At 40.6% G+C, this 25,067-nt stretch carries 21 protein-coding genes; 7 read left to right on the plus strand and 14 right to left on the minus strand.

Features of this window, described 5'->3' with window-relative positions:
- Positions 1 to 8: 8 nt before the first annotated feature.
- Both ACFOWS_RS16325 and ACFOWS_RS16330 read right to left on the minus strand, forming a co-directional pair.
- On the minus strand, positions 9 to 1,616 hold the full coding sequence (locus ACFOWS_RS16325; RefSeq protein ID WP_379766874.1) for a LysM peptidoglycan-binding domain-containing protein: 1,608 nt from the start codon (positions 1,614 to 1,616) through the stop codon (positions 9 to 11).
- A 119-nt stretch (positions 1,617 to 1,735) separates the two neighbouring features.
- Complete coding sequence (locus ACFOWS_RS16330) at positions 1,736 to 2,926, minus strand: phosphoglycerate kinase (protein ID WP_379766877.1); 1,191 nt, start codon at positions 2,924 to 2,926, stop codon at positions 1,736 to 1,738.
- A gap of 202 nt (positions 2,927 to 3,128) precedes the next feature.
- Between ACFOWS_RS16330 and ACFOWS_RS16335 the strand changes: the two genes are divergently transcribed.
- Entirely contained in the window at positions 3,129 to 4,280 is a 1,152-nt protein-coding gene (locus ACFOWS_RS16335) for a DNA polymerase III subunit (protein ID WP_379767057.1), read from the plus strand.
- 12 nt (positions 4,281 to 4,292) lie between these two features.
- On the opposite strand, the gene ACFOWS_RS16340 is transcribed toward ACFOWS_RS16335, so the two are convergent.
- The 6 genes from ACFOWS_RS16340 to ACFOWS_RS16365 all read right to left on the minus strand — a co-directional run bounded on the left by ACFOWS_RS16340 (position 4,293) and on the right by ACFOWS_RS16365 (position 8,652).
- Positions 4,293 to 4,715 carry a hypothetical protein gene (locus tag ACFOWS_RS16340; RefSeq protein ID WP_379766880.1) on the minus strand — a complete coding sequence of 141 codons (423 nt, stop codon included), beginning with the start codon at positions 4,713 to 4,715 and terminating at the stop codon, positions 4,293 to 4,295.
- Between the two features lie 71 nt (positions 4,716 to 4,786).
- A complete protein-coding gene (locus ACFOWS_RS16345; RefSeq protein ID WP_379766883.1) occupies positions 4,787 to 5,446 on the minus strand; it encodes a hypothetical protein in 660 nt (219 codons plus the stop codon).
- Between the two features lie 110 nt (positions 5,447 to 5,556).
- Positions 5,557 to 5,928, minus strand: a complete 372-nt coding sequence (locus ACFOWS_RS16350) for a hypothetical protein (protein ID WP_379766886.1) — start codon at positions 5,926 to 5,928, stop codon at positions 5,557 to 5,559.
- Positions 5,929 to 5,992: 64 nt separating this feature from the next.
- Positions 5,993 to 6,385, minus strand: coding sequence for a hypothetical protein (locus ACFOWS_RS16355; RefSeq protein ID WP_379766889.1), 393 nt, complete (start codon positions 6,383 to 6,385; stop codon positions 5,993 to 5,995).
- 309 nt (positions 6,386 to 6,694) lie between these two features.
- Positions 6,695 to 7,126 (minus strand): hypothetical protein, encoded by a 432-nt coding sequence (locus ACFOWS_RS16360; protein WP_379766892.1) that lies wholly within the window; start codon positions 7,124 to 7,126, stop codon positions 6,695 to 6,697.
- Positions 7,127 to 7,131: 5 nt separating this feature from the next.
- Positions 7,132 to 8,652, minus strand: a complete 1,521-nt coding sequence (locus tag ACFOWS_RS16365) for a hypothetical protein (protein WP_379766895.1) — start codon at positions 8,650 to 8,652, stop codon at positions 7,132 to 7,134.
- Between the two features lie 225 nt (positions 8,653 to 8,877).
- Here ACFOWS_RS16365 and ACFOWS_RS16370 point away from each other — a divergent pair, with 225 nt between their 5' ends.
- The 3 genes from ACFOWS_RS16370 (at position 8,878) to ACFOWS_RS16380 (ending at position 10,418) form a co-directional block, all read left to right on the plus strand.
- Entirely contained in the window at positions 8,878 to 9,273 is a 396-nt protein-coding gene (locus tag ACFOWS_RS16370; RefSeq protein WP_379766898.1) for a DoxX family protein, read from the plus strand.
- A gap of 68 nt (positions 9,274 to 9,341) precedes the next feature.
- A complete protein-coding gene (locus ACFOWS_RS16375) occupies positions 9,342 to 9,908 on the plus strand; it encodes a Crp/Fnr family transcriptional regulator (RefSeq protein ID WP_379766901.1) in 567 nt (188 codons plus the stop codon).
- 54 nt (positions 9,909 to 9,962) lie between these two features.
- Positions 9,963 to 10,418: a DoxX family protein gene (locus ACFOWS_RS16380; protein WP_379766904.1), complete on the plus strand. Its 456-nt coding sequence runs from the start codon at positions 9,963 to 9,965 to the stop codon at positions 10,416 to 10,418.
- Positions 10,419 to 10,468: 50 nt separating this feature from the next.
- Here ACFOWS_RS16380 and ACFOWS_RS16385 read toward each other — a convergent pair whose 3' ends face one another.
- From ACFOWS_RS16385 to ACFOWS_RS16405, 5 genes are all read right to left on the minus strand, one after another.
- On the minus strand, positions 10,469 to 10,975 hold the full coding sequence (locus tag ACFOWS_RS16385; protein WP_379766907.1) for an OmpH family outer membrane protein: 507 nt from the start codon (positions 10,973 to 10,975) through the stop codon (positions 10,469 to 10,471).
- 240 nt (positions 10,976 to 11,215) lie between these two features.
- The gene (locus tag ACFOWS_RS16390) at positions 11,216 to 12,046 is read right to left on the minus strand and encodes a class I SAM-dependent methyltransferase (protein WP_379766910.1); all 831 of its coding nucleotides are present in this window, start codon (positions 12,044 to 12,046) and stop codon (positions 11,216 to 11,218) included.
- Between the two features lie 147 nt (positions 12,047 to 12,193).
- A complete protein-coding gene (mnmG, locus tag ACFOWS_RS16395) occupies positions 12,194 to 14,062 on the minus strand; it encodes a tRNA uridine-5-carboxymethylaminomethyl(34) synthesis enzyme MnmG (protein WP_379766913.1) in 1,869 nt (622 codons plus the stop codon).
- A gap of 2 nt (positions 14,063 to 14,064) precedes the next feature.
- Positions 14,065 to 14,484, minus strand: a complete 420-nt coding sequence (ybeY, locus tag ACFOWS_RS16400) for an rRNA maturation RNase YbeY (protein WP_379766916.1) — start codon at positions 14,482 to 14,484, stop codon at positions 14,065 to 14,067.
- The gene (locus ACFOWS_RS16405; protein ID WP_379766919.1) at positions 14,477 to 17,872 is read right to left on the minus strand and encodes a hypothetical protein; all 3,396 of its coding nucleotides are present in this window, start codon (positions 17,870 to 17,872) and stop codon (positions 14,477 to 14,479) included. The genes ybeY and ACFOWS_RS16405 overlap by 8 nt, the downstream gene beginning before the upstream one ends.
- A gap of 163 nt (positions 17,873 to 18,035) precedes the next feature.
- On the opposite strand from ACFOWS_RS16405, the gene gltX reads away from it, so the two are divergent.
- Positions 18,036 to 19,550: a glutamate--tRNA ligase gene (gene gltX, locus ACFOWS_RS16410; RefSeq protein ID WP_379766922.1), complete on the plus strand. Its 1,515-nt coding sequence runs from the start codon at positions 18,036 to 18,038 to the stop codon at positions 19,548 to 19,550.
- A gap of 85 nt (positions 19,551 to 19,635) precedes the next feature.
- Positions 19,636 to 20,562 carry an SPFH domain-containing protein gene (locus tag ACFOWS_RS16415; RefSeq protein ID WP_379766925.1) on the plus strand — a complete coding sequence of 309 codons (927 nt, stop codon included), beginning with the start codon at positions 19,636 to 19,638 and terminating at the stop codon, positions 20,560 to 20,562.
- A gap of 291 nt (positions 20,563 to 20,853) precedes the next feature.
- Here ACFOWS_RS16415 and ACFOWS_RS16420 read toward each other — a convergent pair whose 3' ends face one another.
- Positions 20,854 to 22,539 (minus strand): glutamine--tRNA ligase/YqeY domain fusion protein, encoded by a 1,686-nt coding sequence (locus tag ACFOWS_RS16420; RefSeq protein WP_379766928.1) that lies wholly within the window; start codon positions 22,537 to 22,539, stop codon positions 20,854 to 20,856.
- 264 nt (positions 22,540 to 22,803) lie between these two features.
- Here ACFOWS_RS16420 and ACFOWS_RS16425 point away from each other — a divergent pair, with 264 nt between their 5' ends.
- Positions 22,804 to 25,065 carry a T9SS type B sorting domain-containing protein gene (locus ACFOWS_RS16425; RefSeq protein WP_379766931.1) on the plus strand — a complete coding sequence of 754 codons (2,262 nt, stop codon included), beginning with the start codon at positions 22,804 to 22,806 and terminating at the stop codon, positions 25,063 to 25,065.
- The last annotated feature ends 2 nt before the right edge of the window (positions 25,066 to 25,067 follow it).

Genomic DNA, 25,067 nt, shown 5'->3' on the forward strand with positions numbered 1-25,067 from the left:
AGTTAAATTTACGAAGAACAATCGCACAATTTGAGTTTTGTGCCCGGTTTTAGGTTATTGCCGCTAAGACCGTTCCATTCTCGTAAATTTTCTATGGAAACTCCGGGATACTTTCTGGAAATGGTCCAGAGTGAGTCACCAGGTTGGACGGTATGTGTTTTAGAATTGCCCGCCACAGTACCAGCAGCCGATTTTGAGGTGTTGGACTTGGCAACTGTTTTTTCTGGGATATAGGGTTTTCTCGGGAAAATGGTCAGCCGTTGCCCTATTCGTAAGTTATTGCTTCGCAAACCGTTCCAACTTTTAATTTGGCTCACGCCTACACCGTAACGTTCTGCAATCTTGCCCAAGTAATCACCACTTTTCACTTTATAGCGAATTTGACTTTCGGCAGCAATCATTTGCGGCAACGGCTTTTCAAGGGAATCCATTTCCTTTTTTACATAGGCATAAATCTGCTCTTCATTGGCCACAAACTTTCCAATTTTGGATTTGGGCAATCGAAGCGCATAATCCTTTCCTTTTACTTTTGGAATCACATTGAGTTTATAGGCTGGGTTCAGCATTTCCAATTCTTCAGTGCTGATGTCCACCAATTTGGCTATTTGATCAAACGTGATGAGGTTTTTTACATGCACTGTGTCCGTTTCAAAATAAGGGCGGTCTGCTTTTTTATATTGAAGTCCGTGCTCTTCGGCGTATTCAAAAATGTACATGGTGGCCAAAAATGCTGGAAGGTACCCTGCTGTTTCACGTGGAAGAAATGGGCGAATGTTCCAATAGTTCTCATATCCTCCAGACCTGCGGATGGCTTTGTTCACGTTCCCCGGGCCAGAGTTGTAGGCAGCCAGGGCCAAATCCCAATCATTGAAGATTTCGTAGAGCTTGGCCAGATACTTGCTAGCTGCTTTTGTGGCCAAAATGGGATCATGGCGTTCATCCACATAACTGCTGACATCCAATCCGTACATTTTACCTGTACTGTACATGAACTGCCAGAGCCCCTTGGCACCCACTCTTGACCGTGCTCTTGGGTTCAATGCGGATTCAATAATGGCCAAGTATTTAATTTCAAGAGGAATGTCTTGGTTGTCCAATTCCTGTTCAAACAAAGGGAAATAGAATTGACTGGCGGTCATCATACGCTGCATCAAGTCTCTTCTGCGGGTCAAAAAGGATTTGATTACACTCTCCAGAGAAGGATTGTAGGTAATGTTAAAGGGAGTCTTTTCATCCATCAAGGCCAAACGGGCTTTTAAGGTGTCTGTGGGTAAGTCCACAACAACAATGGAATCGTTCCCGGGTCCATTCTGGATTTCCAACAGCATATCACTGAACAACTGGGCACTGCTATGAAGCTCTTTTAACCAAAGACTATCATATCTTCGGGCCTCTTCCAAATCCACTAATTGGAACTCCCCTTTTTTATCCACTTCCAACTCCATGGGCTTACCATCAATATTCACATTGGTAATATTGATTTTCTGGGTTTCATCAGCCTGTAATAATGTGGAGTCTTGCACCGCCAATTGAATGGAATCAATGTCTTGGGCAGTGACCATTGCGGCAACAAAAAGAAGTGCTGCGCAAACAGCTGTATTCAATTTTTGGTTCATTTGGACAAGGTTTGGTTTTTGGGGCGAACTAAAATGGCGTTTTTTTCTGAAATAATAAAATTTCGGCTATAAAACGTGCTGAATTTTAACTCCTTCCCCAATAATCCATAACGTGTAAACTAGTCCAATATTGCAGCAATTCCCGGTAAGGTTCTACCTTCAAGGCTTTCCAACATGGCGCCTCCTCCGGTAGACACATAGCTTACTTTTTCGTCAAAGCCAAATTGCTTTACTGCAGCTACAGAATCTCCGCCTCCCACTAAGGAAAATGCGCCTTTTTGGGTGGCTTCATCAATATAATTTCCAACGGCAATGGTCCCCTTAGCAAAGCTTTCCATTTCAAAAACGCCTACGGGTCCGTTCCACAAGATGGTTTTAGAGCCCAAGATTACCTGATGAAAGATTTCTAAGGTCTTGGGTCCGGCATCCAATCCTTGCCATCCATCCGGGATTTTGTCGACATCCACAAACTGTGTGTTTGCATTGTTGTTGAAATCGTCCGCGGCCAACACATCAACGGGCAGATAAACGTTCACGTTTTTGGCCTTGGCTTGTTTAAGTATATCAAGGGCCAACTCCATTTTATCATCCTCACAAATGGAATCCCCAACGTTCCCTCCCTGTGCTTTAATGAAGGTATAGGTCATTCCACCACCGATAATGAGGTTATCAACCTTATCCAAAATATTCTCAATAATAGTGATTTTGGAAGACACCTTTGCACCTCCCAAAATGGCGGTCACGGGTTTCTCTCCGGTTTGCATCACCTTGGCAATGGCATCAATTTCTTTGGCAAGAAGATATCCGAAGCATTTGTTGTTCGGGAAAAATTGAGCAACAATGGTGGTTGAGGCATGGGCTCGGTGAGCAGTTCCAAAGGCGTCGTTCACATAAACATCACCATGTTTTGCCAAGGCTTCCGAAAAGGCTTCATCCCCGGCTTCCTCTTCGTCATGAAAACGAAGGTTTTCCAGTAAAAGCACCTCGCCGTCCTCAAGTTTGGCAACAGCATCTTCTGCCACTTTTCCGACACAATCCTCTGCAAATTTTACTTCAACCCCAATGATTTCGGAAACGGTCTCAACAATATGGGAAAGGGACATATCCGGATTCACTTTGCCTTTCGGCCTTCCCAAGTGACTCATAAGAACGGCAGAACCACCATCTTCCAACACTTTTAGAATGGTAGGCTTTGCTGCTTCAATCCTGCTGGTATCGGTTACATTGAAATCACCATCCAGGGGAACGTTGAAATCAACACGAATCAATGCTTTTTTTCCTTCAAAGTTGTAATCGTCTATCGTCTTCATGTAGTGTGTCTTTAAGAGAAGCCCAAAAGTAAAGATTTCCTGTGTTTTGCCCAGAGTGCTTTTGTTATATTTTGGTTTTATCTTGCCTCTTCTTGTTTTTTTTGATGGGACCCTGAGACAAGCTCAGGGTGACGGTAAACGTAAAGGCCTACATTGAAATTCCATTCAAAGACAGGGACGTTAAAAAATGTATCTTTGGCTTATGTTGTTCAAAGACATTTTAGGGCTGGAACATATCAAAAACCATTTAGTGACCACCGCCAATACGGGAAGAGTGGCCCACGCCCAATTGTTCGTTGGGCCCGAAGGCTCCGGGGTGCTTCCAATGGCCTTGGCGTATGCCCAATATCTGTTGTGCGGCAATGCGGGAGGGGAAAATGAGGGGGAAAACACGGTTTGCAATACTAAATGCAATTCGTTGACGCATCCTGATATGCATTTTGCCTTTCCAGTTGCCAATTCGGATAAGGTAAAATCTCATGCTGTGAGCGACCACTACTTGGAAGAGTGGCGACAATTTGTGAAGGAGCAACCCTATGGCAATCTTTTTGATTGGTACCGACACATCGGCATTGAAAAAAAGCAAGGCCAAATTGGGGTGGATGAGGCGCAGGACATGGTAAAAAAATTGTCCTTAAAATCGTATGAAGGTGGGTATAAGGTGCTTATCCTTTGGATGGCCGAAAAAATGAACATTTCAGCAGCCAATAAACTCCTTAAGTTGATAGAGGAGCCTCCTCAGAAAACGGTCCTTCTGCTCTTGGCGGAAGAGGAAGAGCAAATCATCAATACCATTCGTTCACGATGCCAGGTTTTACACTTTCCGCCATTGACGGAACAGGTGATTACTGATGCCCTTGTCAACAGGGGTCTAAGCACAAGTGTGGCCCACAACATTGCACAAGAGGCCAATGGCAACTTTAACAAGGCCTTGGACTTGATGAACAAAGATTCTGAGGATTTGGTGTTTGAACGCTGGTTTGTGCAATGGGTACGCAGTGCTTTTAAGGCGAAGGGCAATAAAGGGGCCATCCAAGAATTAATTTTGTGGAGTGATGAAGTGGCCAAAACAGGCCGGGAAGTCCAAAAACAGTTCTTGAATTACTGCCTAACTTTAATGCGACAAGCCCTTTTGTTGAACTATAAGGCCACGGATTTAGTCTATACCAAAATTCACGTAGAAGGTTTTGATTTGAACAAGTTTGCCCCTTTTGTGCACGAAAACAATATTATGGATATTGTGGAAGAGCTGGAAAAAGCCATTTTTCACGTGGAACGAAATGGTAATTCCAAGATCATCTTTACGGATTTATCTATTAAACTAACACGGTTGTTGCATACGAAGGCGGCCTAACTATTTCTATCTTTAATCAACTTCGCTCCATTCATCTGTCCAGTAAACTTTGTGTTTAGCAAACTTGTTCTCGTGTATTTTTTCGATTAAGAAGATTGCATTGAATGGGTTTTGCCTCAGGATACCTTCATGTTTTTTTTTCAATAGATAATCCAACTCTGAAAGATGTAGTGTTTTTATTTTTGTTGAATCCATCACCACACAGCTTTTGTCCATCAAATCAAACTTCTGGTCGCATATTAGATACCGGACCTTGTCTTGAAGCATTGTTTTTCTATATTTTTTGACTTGTAAATATCCTTTGCCCTCAACATCTATGGTGCACTTTTCATTGCTGTCAATGTCAAAATTTACAAATACGGTTTCCTTTTCAGTTTGTGCGGATATATTGCAATATGCCATTATAAAAGTCACTATAAAAGCAAACATTCTCATATTGTACAATTTTTATCTGTTTCTAATCTCTTGTTGCATAACCATACATGCAACAGAAGCATTAAGATCCATTATGAATGGTATCCATAAACCCAAGTTAAATCTTTAAAATTGCCGTTTTCATCTATACTGTAAATGAAATAATTATCCCGAAATAGATTAGCCCCGCCGTAATAGGAATGGTATACCAAAAATTTATTGTTGCCAATTTCAATAGGCGATGAAAATGAATGAGAATACTTTGAACGCCTTGCTTCTTCCAGCAATTTTATCCCCGGCTTTAGCGAAACAGGATTATGTAAACTGTCGTTCGGTATTTTACCTAAAATCTGTTCTAAATTTATGCCATGCCTTTCGAAAGCATTAAAAAGCATAGTGTTTTTTCCTTTTTTACTTTGAACTAGATTTTCATGAAATACTCTTCTTATATATGAATTCGGAATATGTTTGTCAAGAACCAATTCTCTTTCTCTTATTTTTTGAACGTACTCCGCACTATCCCTCGGGGTTATTTTTCCTTCCTTTATCTTGTTGTCCAAAATTTTATGGGTAAAATCCTTGACCACTGTATCTTGTCCTATAATATTTGCGATTACGGCATAGTATGCCTGTCGCTCAACATCTTGCGAATGTGCTTTTTGTATAAAAGCCAAGAATATTAGAGCAACCAAGCATACGTACTTAATTACATGGGGTGCCCTCTGCAAAAATTTCATCTCCTGATGCTTCATATTGATTAGACCATTCAATTAGTGTTTTCATTTCTGGCTCAAGCTTGCTAAATGCAACTGTTTCGTCCAATCCTCACCAAGCTAGGCCTACGGCTTTTTTAATAGTGAAATCAATCTATAAGTACGTATACCAAGTTCGTTGGAATAGTTCTTTTCTCGCCATTTAAATTTTCTTGAACGATGTATATTCTATAGTCCGTGATTTTCAAGGGTGAATTTTGTCTGAAAATTTGTGCTAAAGAATCTGGAGTAATCATGGAGTGAGACGATTTTGAATCAAGGCGATATCCTTCCACATTTTCAACAGGACTCAATTCTAAAAATTCGTTATCATAAAGTTTAATTTTGAATGGAAATGAATCCGTTTTATCAACTAGTACATATATTTCTTGCCGATTCCAATCTTTAACCTTAAAAATGATTAAAGCAGCAATTGCGAAGAAGGCAAGTATGGCTATTATAAAGTATTTTCTTTTTCTCATGCTTTTCTCAATTGCATTCTAATCCTTTAGCATGGGCCTTTTGTAGAGCAGCTCATAAAAAACATCACTCTATCTCAACTGCAACTGCAACCTCAATGACCTTGTTTTTTCCTTTTTTTACCAGATATATGCAATACTCTGAAAAATGGCCTGAAAGCTTTAAAGCGTCGACTATGTGCTTGTTCTTTTTCTTGGGATTACAATTTAACTTTCGGATATACCTTTTCAATGAATATGTTTTCAGGGATCTTATTTTTTTTATTTCCCCTATTTGAATAAAGAAAAAGGTTTCATCTGCCCATTTTTCTCCTACGTAGATATCCTTTGGAGCTGCTTCATATGTTCTAAAATAGCTTTCATCCCATCTAAAAAACAATGTGTCCTTACATTTCTCTTGAGCTGATAATGTTCCTAAAAAAGAAACGAAAAATACGTTAAGCATAATGATGAATCTCATAGTTTTGTTTTACTGGTTTGGACAAATACTATTGGTCAAAAAACCACCTCTTAAGGCAAGTTCTTCAAGTTCTGTTTTTCTTTATTGGGTTATTTCAACCATGCTTCTATTTTCATAGTCTTTTTTTTAGGATTCTCCAGTATTATCTTTAGGAAATCGACCCAAAAATTGACTTAATATGATTAATGTCCCCATTATCATCGACACTATAGAAAATGTATGTTGTAGCACACCTGTCCTAAAGATCGGGGTATCTACCGTATAGTTTTGGTAACTAATTCGGAAAAAGTCAAAAACTATGGTTTACTTTTACTCAGCTAGTGAAGTATGAACATCAACTTTAATAAAATCATTGCCCACAGCGAAAAACACAATATGTTTATCAAAATACTTCATCATTTTATATGCATCCAATTTTCCAGTGGAAGTATCTCTAAAAAATCCCCGCCTTTTTCTAAGAAATTTTTGAAAGCAATAAATCTTATTTGGCTTTAAGTTATATTTTTTTGGTGGAAAACCTGATTGAGTAAAAAAGAACAATTCTTCCTCTTTGATATTTCCAAAAGCTGATGTAACCAGCTTCTCCTCCTTGAACATAAATGCGTAAACGCCTTCATAATTTTTGGTGATTACCATATAATTTGGATCAAACTTAAAATGCAAGGTGTCTTTGGACACTTCTTGTGCCCAACCAGTAATAAAAAAAAAAGATGCAGTTATACCTAAATAAAAAATTTTCATATCTGTTAATTAGGGCAGTTCTTGGTCGTACTATGATAATATGCATTCAAACTATTTGTTAGCTCAGCTTTCCGAGCATCAGATAAATCTGTATAAGCTTTAACATTATTCTGTTTTAGTCCTTGCCATGCAAGAGCTTCATAAAAACTATCTGGAAGTGGGTTTGCTCCATTATTAGTCAAATAATTATAATCTCCTTCCAAAACATTTTTATGAAAACCTTTTAATGCGTCTTTTATAGTATTAATATAAGATTCTGCCATAGCATTATGATGCTTTTCTGTTTCATATTTTCCAAATGTGTTTTTGAAATCTAATTCTCCGTTGGTTGGGTCTTTTGTGTTTAATTTTCTGAAAATATCTGCATGTATATACTCATGAATCAAAGTTCGTGCCGCCGCTAGTGCCGGCATAGTAGAAAGTTTATCCGTACTAATATCAATGTAAATAGTATCTTGTCCGATAGTATATCTTGTTTGGCCATTTACATACATATTTCTTTTCGTTGAAAAAACTGTGTTCATAGATTTAATCTTAATATCAAACTCCGATTCTCCTTCAAAGTTTGCCAATAAGTTTCCAAGGAAACCTTGAAGGGTCAAATGTCCATTTAAACACTCTGCTTTCCCCGTAAGTTCTTCCGAAATTATTCTAGCCGGTACTGGTAATTGTGGCCTAGAATTCAACCTTTGCGAGTTTCCATTGTTGAGGTTATACCTATAGTATTGGTAACGGTTTTGGTAAAAGCCCTGCCCGCCGCCATTGGCCACCCAAACCCATTCGGTGGTCCTGCCGTTGTACTGGGTGTTGCTGTACTCCAAGGCGTTATTGCCCCGATCCAGGTACCAATCCGTATAGTGGTCTGTGTATACCGGCCTCCAAGAGCCCCCGCCTCCACCGGGGCAGGGGTCGAAAGGGTTGGCCAAGGGGTTCATGCTCGTCAGCGAAGTCCGCTGCTGGCAGATGGCGGCCCTGTGGTCTGGCAGTTGCTCCTGTGCCTGATCCACATTGTCCACCAAACTCATTCCTTTTCCTTTTTGCCAGGCCTCCATGCGCAGCACGTTGCCCTGCAAATCGTAATGGTAGATGCTGCCGCTGTAGCCTTCCAGGAACAAATAGCTGTGTTCTATGGGCGCGGCAGTAATGTCCGGCTTTATCTTTACGATCCAGGTGTGGGCCTTGCCGTTCCCCTCCAGTTCTCCCATGACCAGAATCTGGTCCGGGAGCTGTATTTCGGATTCCAAAAAACTGGGGGCAACAGGGCTTGCCCTGAATTCATGGAGGGTCTTGCCGTTTTCCATTTCTTTTGTAATCGGGGAATTCCAATCCACGGTCAGTTCTCCGTTCAGGATGCTTTCCTTTTCCTTAAAATGTTCTAGGGTAAATGCTTTTTCAAAAGGGCCTTTGGTCTCATTTTCAACGGTCTCTGTTTGGGGCACCACCTGTTCTTCTTCGGCTGTACACCCAAAAACTAGACCAAACAAGTAGGCCGATGCCAGCATGGGCAATAGCTTGTCTGCTTTCATTTGGGACAGATTAAATTAGTGAAAAAAATAGGAGGTTGACCCTAAATGTAGGGATTGGATTCCAAAAAAACAAGAGTCAGCCACACTTTGGTTGCTCTTTCCTGCACAACTCTTGCTGAAAACGATGTGCTTTATTTTGACAAACCATGCCTAAAAAAAGAAAAAAGACTTTATAATCTTTACCTAACGTTTATATTTATACGGACGTTAAAACCCTTTTGAGCCATGGAGCATGTTTTACCTAACGCGACCCAAATCATATTACTCATTTTTTTGACCATCACCTTTTTGCAGAGTGGTATTGATAAGGTGCTGGATTGGAAGGGTAATTTAGGTTGGTTAACCGACCACTTTTCCAAAAGTCCATTTAAGAACAGTGTTTCGCTCTTGTTGGGAATAGTAATGGTAATGGAAATTATTTCCGGGGTTCTTTCTGCGGTTGGAATTGTACAATTTTTAGTGGAAGGCCAAAGTTACATAGGGTTTTACGGTGCTGTTTTTGCATCACTTACCCTTTTAATGCTCCTTTTAGGGCAGCGCGTTGCCAAAGATTATGTTGGGGCACAAACCATTGTCATCTATTTGATTCCTACTGTGTTTTTGGTCTATTTGATGCAGTAGCTCGTTGCTTTGGTTATATATTATCCTGATCCAGCTTCGCTCACCGAGTAAATGTAAAGTATTCACTCTTGGAACAAATTAAAGCTTACTTTGAATCCAATTTTCAAATGTCCGAGGCGGATTGGAGTATCTTTTCTTCTAAGTTGAACAGAGTTGAATGTTCAAAAAAGGAGATTTTGCTCGAAGTTGGAAAAACGGAAAAGTACCTTTCCTTTATCGAAAATGGTATTGTCCGCCTGTATGTGCCCAAAGAGGACGGGGAGCTTACTTTTGCTTTTGTTTTTCAGGGTGGGTTTGTAAGTGCTTACGATTCGTTCCTTACCCAATCACCATCAACCTATGTTGTGGAAACCGTTACAGACACTGTTCTTTGGCGATTGACTTACCAAGACCTTCAAACTGTATACAAAGAGACTGATATTGGTAACTTTATTGGTAGAAAGGCCAGCGAGGAATTATTTCTAAAAAAATCGCAACGAGAACTATCACTACTGCAAGATTCTGCTGAGGAGCGCTACCTGAAACTTTTCACCGAGAGGCCAGAAATCATTCAACAAATCCCATTGAAATATATCGCCTCCTATATTGGAATAACACCACAGGCCCTAAGTAGAATTCGAAGTCGAATTTCTTAACCTAGGTTCATTGTTTCGTTCCTTAGTGGAATCCATCTTTGCAAAAAAGATATTATGAAGGCATTTTATATTCTCTTAGGAGCTTTTATTGTTTCGGGCCTAGTCCTAAAATTGGCGACAAAAGAGATTGATTACCAACTGGCTGGTAAAATTGCCATGTCCTCTATGTTGGTTTTTACGGCAATTGGACATTTTGCATTTACAAAAGGGATGGCCGCTATGGTGCCCAGTATTGTTCCTTTTAAGGCACAAGTAGTTATTGTTACAGGAATTCTAGAGGTATTGTTTGCCATCCTGCTGTTGGTGCCCAAATATTCCTCTGTTATTGGTTGGGTTTTGGTTGCTTTTTTTCTATTAATACTACCTGCCAACATAAAGGCCTCCTTGGAAAACATTAACTACCAGACTGGAAACCCGGACGGCCCTGGAACTTTATATCTATGGAAAAGAATTCCACTACAGATCCTTTTTATAGTGTGGGTTTACCTTTCGGCCATACGAAGCATCTAAAAAGGCCCAATCTTAAGATTGGGCCTTTTCGGTTTATTGTTACCTAATGATTATTTGTCGTACTTGTCGTTCAATATCTTTAGAATGACATCCGTAAGGTTATTTGCTTCCTCCCCATACAAAACGGCACCACCATCACCTCCGCCTAAAATATAGGTGTATCCGTTGGCCTTACCATATTCCTTGATTTCCCTTTTAACCTTTTTAACCAAAGAATCCATTTCGGTCTGGCTCGTCTGTTGCAATTGTTGTTCTTCTTGTTGCAATTGCTGTCCAATAAATTGTCCACGTTGCTGCAATTGTCCGTATTCTTCTTGCGCATTCTTTTGCGACATTCTTTCGGCCTTGGTCTGGAAGGCTTGCAATTCCATCTGGAACGCTTGCGAGATACTGTCCCTTTTTTTGGTCATAGCATCTGCCTTGGTCTTAAAGCGCGCTTCCACATCAATTTTCTCTTGATAACCGTCCAGCAACTTTGCACTGTCCACATATCCAATCTTATTCTGCTGACATGCCATTGCAACAAAAGCAATGGCGAGTACCATTAATTTTTTCATGTTTGTCTTTTTACTGATGCGCAAAAATAGGAAAGCTTTTGGAATGCGGACCATTATCTTTTTGTGAACTGAAAAAAGTCAAAACCCATACTATAGTTAAAATTTATGGTTTCTTTCTTTTTCTATTGATTCTATATATTTTGAAGACGGACAGAAACCCGCCTCTGAGCACGTTTCTTTTTCCTTGAAGGGATTTGTGTGTGATAATGCTATAAAGCCCAATTACGGGGATATATGACCCTATTTTTTACGTTTCAGGATATAAATAAGGGAAGAATGTTCTTTGGTAAAGATTGCCTTAAGGTTTGACCACAATCCCACAAAAAAGGCACTGATCAAATAGCGTTTGTTGCCTTTGTATTTTTCTGAGAGCATGGAAACGTAAAAAGCATCGAACCACATGGGGCGAATTGAAATCACTTCCATATCATGTTGTTGAAAAAGTTTGGTGATGGCCGTTTTGGAAAAATGCCAAAGATGTCGGGGCACATCGTATCCCGCCCAATACGTTCCGTAATAGTTGGCGTCGAACGATTTAAAATTGGGAACTGCAATGATTAAGGTTCCCTCGTTGGTCAGTTTAGAAATAATTGTTTTTATCTGATGTTCCAAATCCGGAAGGTGTTCCAAAACATGCCAAAGGGTAATCACTTCAAATTGCTTTTCGTTCAGCTCGCCTAAATCAAAAAGTAGCTCCACTCCTTTTTGTTTTGCCAACGCTCTCGCCTTTGCGCTGGGTTCAACTCCTGTCACTGTATATCCTGCTCTTTGGGCTGTTACTAAAAAATCACCCGTTCCAGCACCTATATCCAAGATTGATTTGCTCTTAATTCTCTGATTATCAATTATTTGAATCTTATTTTTGAGGTTTTTTTGCTTAACGGACTGGTATAATTTATCTGTAAAGCTATTTTGCGCATCGGTATGTGATATGTAATCCTCACTTTCATAATATGGAGCAAGATTTGTTGGTTTTGGTTTCGTAACCAACATATCTAAAGAGGGATCCCAATGCAGTTCAAAAGATTCACCTGAAACAGAAAAGTCTTTCGTTTTCAAATACAACTTCATGATATTTTTGATGACCAAATACTACTTTTTAATTGCCGAAGATAAGGCGCAATTTTATAGGGTAACGTGTTATTTTGAACATCCTATTTTTATCGGATAAAAAAATTAGTTGAAATTTTTTTGTTCCACGTGGAACAAAAAAGACTCTTATCTTCCCAAATAAACCAAAAGTACACTGATATCGGCTGGAGAGACACCACTAATTCTTGACGCTTGAGATATGGTTACAGGGCGAATGGATTCCAATTTTTCTCGGGCCTCATACGAAAGAGATTTAAGTTTGGAATAATCAAAGTTATCCGGAATTCGCACACCTTCCAATCGTTGAAGTTTATCTGCGTTGTTCTTTTCCTTTTCGATATAACCAGAATACTTTACTTCAATTTCCGCCTGCTCCATTACTTCAGAATTAAGTTCATTCTCCGATACAAATTCAGAAACAGAATTCAATTGAAGCATGTGGTCCATAGTAACCTTTGGTCTAGAAAATACTTTAAAAAGTTTGTCAGATTGACGCACGGTTGCCGAATCCAAAGATTCTAAAATTGGGTTTATTTCATCAGGATCAAAGCTGGTTTTTCTAAAAAATGAAATAAAGCTTTCGGCTTTCTCCTGCTTCCTTTCCATTCTTCGCATCCGTTCTTCTTTGGCCAAACCAATGGCGTATCCTTTCGGTGTGAGTCGAAAATCGGCATTGTCTTGTCGCAACAATGTTCTATACTCCGCACGAGACGTAAACATACGGTACGGCTCTTCAGTGCCCTTTGTAATCAAATCATCAATCAGAACTCCAATGTAAGCTTCATCTCGACGCAACACAAATGGTTCCTGTTCATTGATTTTTAGATGTGCATTAATCCCGGCCATCAATCCTTGAGAAGCAGCTTCTTCATATCCCGTTGTCCCATTAATTTGACCAGCAAAATATAAGTTATTGACCAACTTGGTTTCTAACGTATGCTTCAATTGGGTAGGTGGAAAATAATCGTATTCGATTGCATAGCCCGGTCTAAAAAACTTCACATGTTCAAAACCCTTTACTGATTTCAGTGCCTTATATTGAACATCTTCTGGTAAGGAAGTAGAGAAGCCATTTACATAAACTTCTACGGTATGCCACCCTTCGGGTTCAACAAAAATTTGATGCGAATCTTTATCAGCAAATCGGTTAATCTTATCCTCAATGGAGGGGCAATATCGTGGCCCAATACTTTGAATTCTTCCATTGAACATGGGTGAACGATCAAAACCCTCACGCAACAAATCATGAACCAAAGCACTGGTATGCGTCATGTGACAATCCCTTTGAGTGGTCAAAACGGGTGTGTCCAAATACGAAAACTTCTCCGGTTTATCATCCCCAGGTTGAGGTATCATGACGGAATAATCCAAGGACCTACCATCAACTCGTGGGGGTGTTCCTGTCTTCATTCGGCCACTATCAAAACCAAAATCAACCAACTGCTCCGTGATACCGGTAGCTGCCTTTTCCCCTGCGCGTCCACCACCAAATTGTTTTTCACCAATATGAATAAGTCCATTTAGGAATGTGCCATTAGTCAACACAACAGCCTTTGCTTTAATTTCTATGCCCAATGAAGTGCGAACACCAACCACTTTATCTCCCTCCACCAACAAACCAGAAACCATCTCCTGATAAAAATCCGCATTAGGGGTATTTTCCAAAGCCAATCGCCATTCCTCTGCAAATCGCATACGATCATTCTGTGCCCTTGGGCTCCACATGGCAGGTCCCTTGGATTTGTTCAGCATCTTAAACTGTATGGCAGACTTATCGGTAATAATGCCACTATACCCGCCAAGCGCATCTATTTCCCTAACGATTTGCCCCTTGGCTATTCCGCCCATGGCAGGGTTGCAAGACATTTGTCCAATGGTTTGAAGGTTCATGGTAACCAACAAAGTCTTAGAGCCCATATTGGCAGCAGCCGCTGTTGCCTCCGCACCAGCGTGACCTCCCCCAACAACTATAACATCATATTCCTTCTCAAACATATCTATGGTTCCACGTGGAACATTTTAATCTTTTCTTCTTCCTTTTCACGCATCCACTTGACCTCTGAATCCGTTTTATCACCATAACCCATCAAGTGCAAAACACCGTGACTCATCACTCGAAGCAGTTCATTTTCAAAATCGACTCCGTACTTGTTTGCATTCTCAGACACCCTCTCCGTGGAGATAAAAACATCCCCAGAAATGGTAGAGCCATTTGAATAATCAAAGGTGATTATATCCGTTAACGTATCATGATTTAAATACTGCTTATTTAACTCCAACAAGTAATCATCAGTACAAAATATATAATCCAATTGCCCCAATGTGTAGTCCTCCGATTCCAAAATTCTAGTAATCCAATCGGAATAGTTGGCTGTGTTATTCAATATCAAATCAGACTTAAAATGGAACTCAATCATTCTTAAAATACACCTTGACCTTTTGCTCGTAATTTTGCCGCAAAGGTAGTGCTTGTCTATTTAATATTTCAATGTCGTTTTGGTAATCTTTAAGGAGCTCCGGGCGGGTTGTTATGGGGTTTGTAAAAACTTTGCTATTCGATGTGCTTTCACGTTCTTTCTTCTTGCCTTGTTCCAAGGTTGCATTTTCCAACTTCATCAGTTCATGTTGAATGGTATTTGCCTTGCTCCTTGTTCTTTCTGTGATTCCGTTTTCCAGTAAATCATTCTCAAAGTCCTCCATTTGCTTCAACAATTTTTTGGCCAAATCACCATCCTGTTTATTGATCATGTCCTGCAATTGCTGTTCCAATTGCTGTCTTAAGAACTGCTGTTGTTTGTAGATTTCATATACCTCGTTCAACCCCATTTCACCCTGGCCATTTCCATTAGAACCTTCTTGTTCCCCATTCTCACCTTGTCCTTGTTGTCCACTTTTTTGTCCTTCTTCGCCATGGCCCTCTCCTTCTTGCTTTCCTTGACCTTCCCCTTTTTGCTCACCTTCACTCTGTGACGGTTCACCTTTCTGACCTGAACCCTGCATTTTTTCCTGAATGCTTTGCTGTCCTTTAATTATATCTGGAAGTTGGAAATCTGAACCTTCGCCCTGCCCTTGGCCGGCCTTCATATTTTGCTTCATATTATCCAAAATATTTGCAAGGAAATCGGCCAAAGCATTTGTTGCATTGATAACATACTGCTGATACGATGCGCCCTGATAAATTTGATTTTCGGTTATACTTTCCAAAGATTTGTCAATGTTATAATACACCTCCGTAATCTGCTCATTGACAAATTCCGAAAGTTCTACCCTACGCAATGAAAGTGCAAACAAACTATCATCCACATGTTCAAATAACCTTCGCAATTCATTCTGGTCTTTTACTGTTTTAGAGAATTGGGCAATATCCACATCCGCACTTTCAATTTTATCAAACAAATTCTCCTGTTTGAAAGAAAAAGTGACCAGATTGTCCAAAATCTGCCGTAGCATTTCAGCATCCTCAGTATCCTGTGAGCCCCCTCCTCCCATAGCCCCTTGTTGAAGGGCCTCACTCATCTCTTTCATTTTTTGGGCAGCCGACCTTTGTTTTTGGGTAATCTTATTTCCAGACTGCATTCGTTCTTGACTATCTGAAGACTGATCGTTACCTTGATGCTTATTAATTTCTTCCAATGCCTCCTTCTGATCACTCTTCACATCTTCCGATTGTTTTTCGGAGACATCCATGGACATCGGCTTCTGAAGATCTTTATTGTCCTCCAGTAACTCTTCCAATTCTTTGGATAACTGCTCAAAGTTCTCGTTAAGCTTTTCCTGCTCTTTATTAGAGAACTTTTCTCCAATATCAAGCTTTGATAAAATGTCTTGTCGTTCTGCTAACTTTTCAAGTTCTTTTGATAATTGCGAAGCTTTCTCGGTTACGTAGTAACGCTTGGTGAGTTCCAACAGCTGTTCTAGATTTCGAGTATTCTTTCCTTGATTCTTACCCAACTCCTCCAGCTTCTGTTGAAGCTCTTCCTTCTTAATCTTATCTGAGATTTCATTCAATTCCTTAAGTAATCTCTCATTCTTTTTCGCTTCCAATTCCTGACGCTCCAAACGTTCCTGCAACAGCTTCTTGAACTCTTTATCACCTTTATCTTTGTTTAGACTTTCCTTTAAATCATTGCTGAACTTTTGCATCAACTGTTCCTGGCGTTCTTGCTTTTGGAGAAAATCCTTAATTTGATTTTTATCCTCAAAAGTAAGTGCCCTTTCCTCTTTTTGAAGATTAGTGAGCTTGGAAAGTTCCTCCTTCTGGTCCTTATACTGTTCCAGCGACTGATTCATCTTCAACAAAGTAGTATTTTGAAATTCTAACTCTTTGTCTTTCAATTGGTTATCATCAAACAAGTTGGTATCAAAAGTTTCGCTTTTGGTCACCTTTCCACCTCTAATACCATCATTATCAACCACTTCAAAAAACAATTTGTAATTTTTGCCCTCCTCAAGTTGAAAACCAGACGGAAATGTGTAGTAAAACTGATATACATTAGTGTTCGGTCTTTCCAGATCAATTCTTTGGATACTCTGATTATCATCCGCAGGATAGCAAACCACGCGTATTTGACTAATTCCGTAGTCATCAGCAGCGTGTCCTGTAAAAAAGGACTGGTTTGGGTTCAAAGAATCTAAAACTTGAGTAACTTGAACAGTTGCCTTAGCGTCCCTTATGACATCAATTCCATAGGCCAAACGTTCAAAATCGCTTACGTGGGTATTGGATGTACTCAGCTCATAATCCAAATCTTTGAATACCCTTTTTGTGTGTGCAAACTGATTGCCGCTGCGATCAAATACAACACTTGTATCGGACATATTCATATTAATTCTATCCACACTGGTTCCTTCAATACTCCAACCAATTTGGGTTCCTTCGGGCACAACGGCATTGCCTGTTCCCGTTACAATTTCAGATGTTCGATTAAGGTATTTGGGGAAACTCAACTTCATTTGAAAATCGACCAAGGCAGGTGTGCTATAACTTCTGATGAAATAGGATTTGGAATTCCATCCATTTGCAGTTAAATAGAAAGTGCTCTCGGCCACTGGGGCCTCAAAGGTATAGTTGTAAACATCCCCCTCTTTCTTCAATAAAAGTTCTTCTCCATTGATGACCATAGAAACACTTTCCGGTTGTATAGTGCCCTCCGTTGCCACCCTGATCGTCAGTGGTTCATTATCCAAAACATCCAGTTTGTCGTTTAAAACCTTAAAGGAAAACGGAGCAGGTCTTTCAAAGGCCAAATCATAATTGACCACCCTTTCATACGAATTGAAGAATGAAACGATATTGCCCGAAATCCAAATAAAGGCCAATAATCCAACAGGAATCAAAACATACTTGGCGTACTTATAGCTCTCCTTAAAATTAATAGCATCAGCAAAAGGAACGGGACCCAAACTTTGTGCACGTTGCTCAATGCTCGCCAGTAACAAATCAGATTTTTGGGTGTTCTCAGACAGTTGCAACAAATTCAAAAGTTTGTCATCCACTTCAGGAAAGTGTTTTCCAATAAGCTTAGAGGCCTCCCTGTTATCAATACCCCTTCGTATTTTGAATAAATAGGAAGCAGGGACAGCGATGAACGTATAGAGCAGATAAACTTCAACAATTACAAACACAACGAACAAAGCCAGCCGTCCATTATTGCTTAACCACAGCCAGTATTCCAATGACATGATAGCCAACCAAAACAACAATCCAAGGGTAAGGAAAAGCAATGCACCCTTAATCAATTGCTTGGTATAATACTTCTTGGTGAAGCCTTCCAATTTGTTTAAAATGTCTTGGTAACCACTCAAAATCAATGATATTTATTACCAAGATACCCGATACTGGGGAAATCATTGGAAAAATTTTTGTTAAACCTTGGTATATCAACCCGTTCAGGTAACAAAAACCGGTTCTGATTCCCTTTCCCATTCATGCAAGGGAATGTATCTTTGCCATTCAAGCGCATAAACCATGAGTGAAAACGTACGGGTACGATTTGCCCCCAGCCCAACTGGGCCTTTGCATATTGGTGGTCTACGAACCGCCTTGTTCAATTATCTGTTTGCTAAAAAACATAACGGTACGTTTATACTTCGTATAGAGGATACCGATCAAAATAGATATGTTAAAGGTGCTGAAGCTTATATAATTGAAGCGTTGAACTGGTGTGGAATTCCTTTTGATGAAGGACCAGGGAAAGAGGACGGTTTTGGCCCCTATCGACAAAGTGAGCGCAAGGATATGTACAAAAACTATGCGATGCAACTTGTTGAAAAAGGGAAAGCCTATTACGCTTTTGATACTGCCGAACAATTGGATTATCATAGAAAAGACCATGAAGAAAAGGGCAAAACCTTTATCTACAATTGGCATAACCGTTTAAAACTTTCCAATTCGCTATCGCTATCTTCAGATGAAGTACAAGCCAAATTAAATGCTGGGGAGGATTATGTTATTCGTTTTAAATCCCCGCAAGATGAAGAATTGGTTTTAAACGATATCATCCGTGGTGAAATAAAAATAGACACCAACATTTTGGACGATAAAGTCCTCTTTAAGAGCGATGGCATGCCCACCTACCATTTGGCCAATATTGTTGATGATCACCTCATGCAGATTTCCCATGTAATTCGGGGTGAGGAATGGTTACCGTCTTTGGCACTGCACCAACTGTTGTATGATGCCTTTGGATGGAATGCTCCCCAATTTGCGCATTTGCCCTTGATCATGAAACCGGTCGGAAAAGGAAAACTCAGTAAACGAGATGGAGAAAAAGGAGGTTTTCCGGTTTTCCCATTGTCGTGGAACCAATCGGAAGGCTATCGTGAAGCGGGTTTTTTTCCGGAAGCCGTCGTTAATTTTTTGGCGCTTTTAGGATGGAATCCGGGGACGGAACAGGAAATCTTTTCCTTGCAGGAATTGGTCAACAGCTTCAGTTTAGAACGGGTGAACAAATCTGGAGCGCGTTTTGACCCAGAAAAGAACAATTGGTATAATCAGCAATGGTTGCAGCTTAAGAATGATGAGGAGCTTGCAGAACTCTTCATTCAAAACCATGATGGTAGGTTGAGCGGACTCGAAACTTTGAACGATAAAGGCTACGTCACCAAGGTCGTTTCCTTGATTAAAGAACGGGCAACATTTGTATCCGATTTTTGGGAATTGTCCGATTACTTCTTCAAAACACCAACTGAATACAATGAAAAGGCTGTTAGAAAACAGTGGAAGGAAGATACTCCTGAAATCATGAAAGAAGTGGCCTCAGTTTTGGAAGGCATCACTGATTTTACCTCTGCCAATATAGAAACCATCATCAAAGACTGGATTGGCAAAAAAGAGCTTTCCTTCGGAAAAGTAATGCCTCCGTTCCGATTGGTCATTGTAGGTGATATGAAAGGACCTCATTTGTTCGATATCTTGGAGCTCATTGGGAAAGAAGAAAGCATTCAGCGAATAAAAAATGCAATTTCGGCACTTGCCAATTGACGAATGTGTAACAAAACTTGACGGATGCTGACTAACATGTTGGAGAGTTTTGTAATTTCCATTTCTAACATAAAAATCTAAAACCATGGGCAACTATTTATTCATACCGATTGTATTCATCGGATTAATCATTCTGTTCAAATTTTTCTTTATAGTGAAGCAACAAACTGCCGTTGTTGTGGAACGGTTCGGTAAATTTCAAAGCATCCGTAACTCGGGTCTACAAATGAAAATACCCATTGTGGACCGTATTTCTGGCAGGTTGAGCCTAAAAATCCAACAATTGGATGTCATTGTGGAGACCAAAACCTTGGACGATGTATTTGTAAAACTCAAAGTATCCGTACAATACGTGGTCATCCAATCAAAAGTTTACGAAGCATTTTACAAATTGGAATATCCCCATGACCAAATTACCTCCTATGTTTTTGATGTGGTGCGTGCCGAAGTTCCCAAAATGAAATTGGATGATGTCTTTGTTAAAAAAGACGATATCGCCATTGCTGTTAAATCCGAATTGCAAGATGCCATGTTGGAATATGGCTATGACATCATAAAAACCTTGGTTACCGATATTGATCCTGATCCACAGGTAAAAGCCGCCATGAACCGTATCAACGCATCGGAGCGTGAAAAGATTGCTGCCCAATTTGAAGGGGACGCTGCCCGTATCTTAATTGTAGAAAAAGCCAAGGCAGAGGCAGAAAGCAAAAGACTCCAAGGTCAAGGTATTGCTGATCAGCGTAGAGAAATTGCCCGAGGTCTGGAAGAATCCGTCGAGGTGCTGAACAAGGTTGGCATAAATTCGCAGGAAGCATCTGCTTTAATTGTGGTGACCCAACATTATGATACGCTTCAGGCCATTGGTGAAGAAACCAATACCAATTTAATACTGTTGCCCAACTCACCCCAAGCCGGAAGCGATATGTTGAACAATATGGTGGCATCGTTTACCGCAAGTAATCAAATTGGTGAGGCCATGAAACAACACAACAAAAAGAAAGAGGAATAAACAATGTCAGTTCGAGTCTGCCGACAAAGGTAGGCTCAATATTACACCACACTAAAAAAAGGGAGCCAATTGGCTCCCTTTTTACTTTCTTACAGATAATTCTTACTTAGATGCCTTAGATTGATTCTTGCCAACAAATTTCTTTAATACATGCGTTATATTGAAAGCTCGCTGAAACATGCTTGGGAACGGATTTCCATTTCACAAAAGTCCTTTAAAACGCTTTAAAATGAGTCCTTTTAAATAAGAAAACCAAATGGTATGCCTTATGATAAATAAGAAAAACTTATACTAGTCTTTTTGCTCCAATTTGGCCCAAGTGTCCCTTAATGTAACCGTTCTATTAAAAATAAGCTTACCGGGTTTGGAATTCTTGTCCACATTAAAATAACCCAATCGTTGAAATTGAACTTGATCTCCAATTTCTGCATCTTTTAGACTTGGTTCCAAATATCCTGTAACTTTCTCCAAAGAATATGGATTGATGAAATCCATGAAGTCTTTATCCTTATGTCCATCCGGAGTTGGGTCATTAAAAAGGCGATCGTACAATCGTACTTCGGCAGTAATGGCATGAGGAATGGAAACCCAATGTAGCGTTCCCTTTACCTTTCGCAAACTTTCTTCTGTTCCAGAACCACTCTTACTTTTTGGGTCGTAGGTACATTGTACTTCAACAACATTGCCATCAGCATCCTTAGTACAACTCTCAGCTTTTATAATGTATCCATTCTTTAAGCGCACTTCCCCCCCTAGTTTCAATCGGAAGAACTTGCGATTACCCTCCTCTCTAAAGTCCTCTTGCTCAATATATAACTCGCGTGAAAAAGGAACTTTTCTACTACCGGCAGACTCATCCTCGGGGTTATTCTCCGCTTCCAACCATTCCTCTTTTCCTTCTTCATAATTGGTAATAACCAGCTTTAAAGGGTTAAGAACCGCCATAACCCGTGGAGCTATCTTATTTAAGTGCTCCCGCACATGAAATTCCAACAAGGAAACATCCACCACATTTTCACGTTTGGCGATACCTATGGTGTCCGCAAAATTCTTGATGGACTCCGGAGTATAGCCCCTTCTACGCAAACCAGAAATGGTGGGCATTCTGGGATCATCCCACCCTTCAACAACGCCTTTTTCCACCAATTGTAACAACTTCCGTTTGCTCACCACGGTATGACTCAGGTTCCTCCGGGCAAATTCGCGTTGCTTTGGTCTAAGTTTATCCTTCGATACCAATTGGTCCAAAAACCAATCATATAGCTCTCGGTGAGGCAAAAACTCCAGTGTACACAAGGAATGGGAAACCTGTTCGATATAATCACTTTCCCCGTGAGTCCAATCATACATCGGATAAATACACCAATCGGTATTGGTTCTGTGGTGTGCTTTGTGAAGAATTCGATACATCACAGGATCACGCATCAGCATATTGGGCGAGGCCATATTGATTTTGGCACGAAGGACATGGGCACCCTCTTTAAATTCCCCGTTCTTCATTCCTTCGAAAAGCTGCAAATTCTCCTCAACAGAACGGCTCCGATATGGGCTTTCTGTGCCTGGCTCGGTAGGTGTTCCCTTTTGATTCGCTATTTCTTCAGAAGTTTGGCTATCTACATACGCCTTTCCGTTTTTAATGAGGTCCACAGCCCAATCGTACAACTGCTGAAAGTAATCCGATGCATAACATTCTGTATCCCACTCATACCCAAGCCAGGACACATCGTTTTTAATAGCATCCACATACTCTTTCTCCTCTTTCGCAGGGTTGGTATCATCAAATCTAAGATTGACCGGGGCATTATACCGCAATCCCAATCCAAAATTCAAGCAAATGGAGCTGGCGTGGCCAATATGGAGATATCCATTGGGTTCCGGGGGGAACCGAAAACGCAATTCGTTCGTTGCATACCCGTTTCGCAAATCATCTTCAATGATATGCTCTATAAAGTTCAATGATTTAGCTTCTTCCGCCATATCCAAATTTTGAAGCGCAAATGTAGTAAAATCCAGTGTTCATAGCTATTATTAAGCCATTGGTGTATACAAAGTAAGCCATTTCACAACACTTTTGGTGCCACCTACAACAATATCTTTCCTTTCGACGAAATTAAAATCATATTTGTTATTGGAATGCTATATGAATACGTGGCGTCAGAACAACGCCGCAATGAACTAAAGAAATTAAGGGGCACAAACTAACGGGCAATTATTGCCCTCAACCTCTTAAAACTAACGCTGATGAAAAAAAGTAGTTCAACGTATGGCATTCTCGTTCTGGCTATGGCCATGATGCTTCTGGGCAACACCTCATTAACGGCCCAAGTGCTCAATAAGCCCATAGCTGCAGACAACCCCAACTTGGCCGGTAATTCGGCTTGGACCGCAGCATGTGCTTCCGCCAGTTTCAACGAATATTTTGTGAACTTCACTTGGAGCCCGCCTTTGGTGGATTCCAATAATGAATTCATTTTAGAGCTTTCTGATTCCTATGGAAACTTTGGTTCACCCAGGGAATTGGCCCGTGTCTCAGATAAAAACACGGTTTTCGACTTTGAGTTTGAATTTGCCCTGCCCAATGATATCCGCGGCGAAGGCTACAAATTCAGGGTTCGAAGTACAAGTCCGGCCAAAACAAGCCCGGCTTCCGATGCATATCCTATGTACTATATTGATTACAACTCTCCTCTGCTTATAAGTGAGAATGGCAGCGGAACTATCCCCTCTGGTGGATTGATACAAATATGTGGTGGCGGCTCGGTGACTCTAAAGCCGCACAACATCCCCAATGCAGGAACTTATCTCTATAATTGGTACAGAAGCGGTACACTCCTTGCCCAAAAAACGGAAAGCATAACGGTTTCAACACCAGGAATGTATTACGTGGAATTGGATTATGGTTCCATTTGCTCTGGTTCGGCCAACACGCTGTCAAATACCATTGAAATAAGCAATGGTAGCAGTTTGGGCATTGCCATTAATGGTGATAGTAATGTGGAGCTCTGTCCGGGCGACCCTTACACGCTAGAGGCAAGCATTTCCGGCATGGGTCTTACCTATACATGGTTAAAAGATGGCGACGTAATTAGTGGTCCAACTTTAGAGGGTTCCACCTTTGCTGTAAATACCGGCATTTCCGGGTTTGAAGGTGATTACGAGGTTGAAATTAGTGGTCCTTCGGCCTGCACCGAGCGATCATCGAAAGTAGCGTTAAGAAGTGCTGGTTCTTTTGAAGTATCCAGACAGAATGAAGAAAATATTGTTCTATTACCTTCTCAAAGCAAAACACTGTCCGTTAGCACAACCGCTGGCTCACCGACCTATCAATGGTACAAAGATGGTGCTCCAATTGCCGATGCCACCAACAGCTCATTGGTTGTGAATACAGTAGGTGAGTACTACGCCGAAGTTACTGACAATGGCGGCAGTTGCTCAGCTGGGCCAAAAACCTCAGAAATAACAACCATTGTTTCACCTGATTCCTTTGAGTTGGAGATTGAGTTTATTGGCGCATACACTGATTGTGAAAACACCGATGCCACAATCAGTCTGGCTGCAGTTAAGGCCGTTAGCGATACTGGTGCCAAAACTGATGTGACTGCTGAGTTAGAAACATCATTTGCCTACCAATGGAAGCTTGATGGTGCCACTATTAGCGGCGAAACCTCTAAAACCATCACAGTCTCCAATCAAGAAGACAATGGAGCATACAAGCTGGATGGTACCTTGGATGGTTTTAACGCAACATCCAACACCTTAAACGTAAAGCTTTCAGCGAATCAAAACTTGACCGTTTCTGCCAACGGTACAATACTATGTGAAGGTGGTGAAGCCATTGTTCTTACAAGTTCTCAAAGCTTAACGGATCAAACTTTTGAGTGGTTGAAAGATGGTCAAGTTGTTGATACCTCATCAGAAAGTTTCACTGCTAACGAAATTGGTACATACCAATTAATTATACGAACCAACGACTGCCCAATAATCTCCAATGAGGTTGCCATACGGGCTTTCGACGAATCCTTGCTTGTACTGGACAAACCCAAAGACCTTATTATAATAGAGGGTGAAACGGGAACCATTACCGCCAGTGGCGCCGATTCTTATGAGTGGTTCGATGCCAACAACAATTTAATTGCCACCCAAGATTCATATGGCTTCCAAGAGGAAGGTGAATACTTGCTTGTGGCCAGCTTTGGCAGCTGTACGGTTAGTCGCGTTATCACGGTTGTCTACCGTGACATGTTCGCGATTCCAAACGTAATCACTGCCAATGGCGACGGAATAAACGACCTGTGGATTCTGCCAAACACCTATTCCAGAGACCAGAATGTCCTAGTAACCATTTTCAATGAAAGAGGTGAACAAGTGTTCAGTCAAACGGCATATGAAAACAACTGGCCACAATCCACAATGGCATTTAACAAACCCAGTATGATCTTCTATTACAAGATTACGCGGGGTGGGAAAGCCCTGAAGCAGGGCACCATAACTGTTATTAAATAGCG

This window comes from Flagellimonas marina (genome assembly GCF_042651185.1).
Classification (GTDB): domain Bacteria; phylum Bacteroidota; class Bacteroidia; order Flavobacteriales; family Flavobacteriaceae; genus Flagellimonas; species Flagellimonas marina.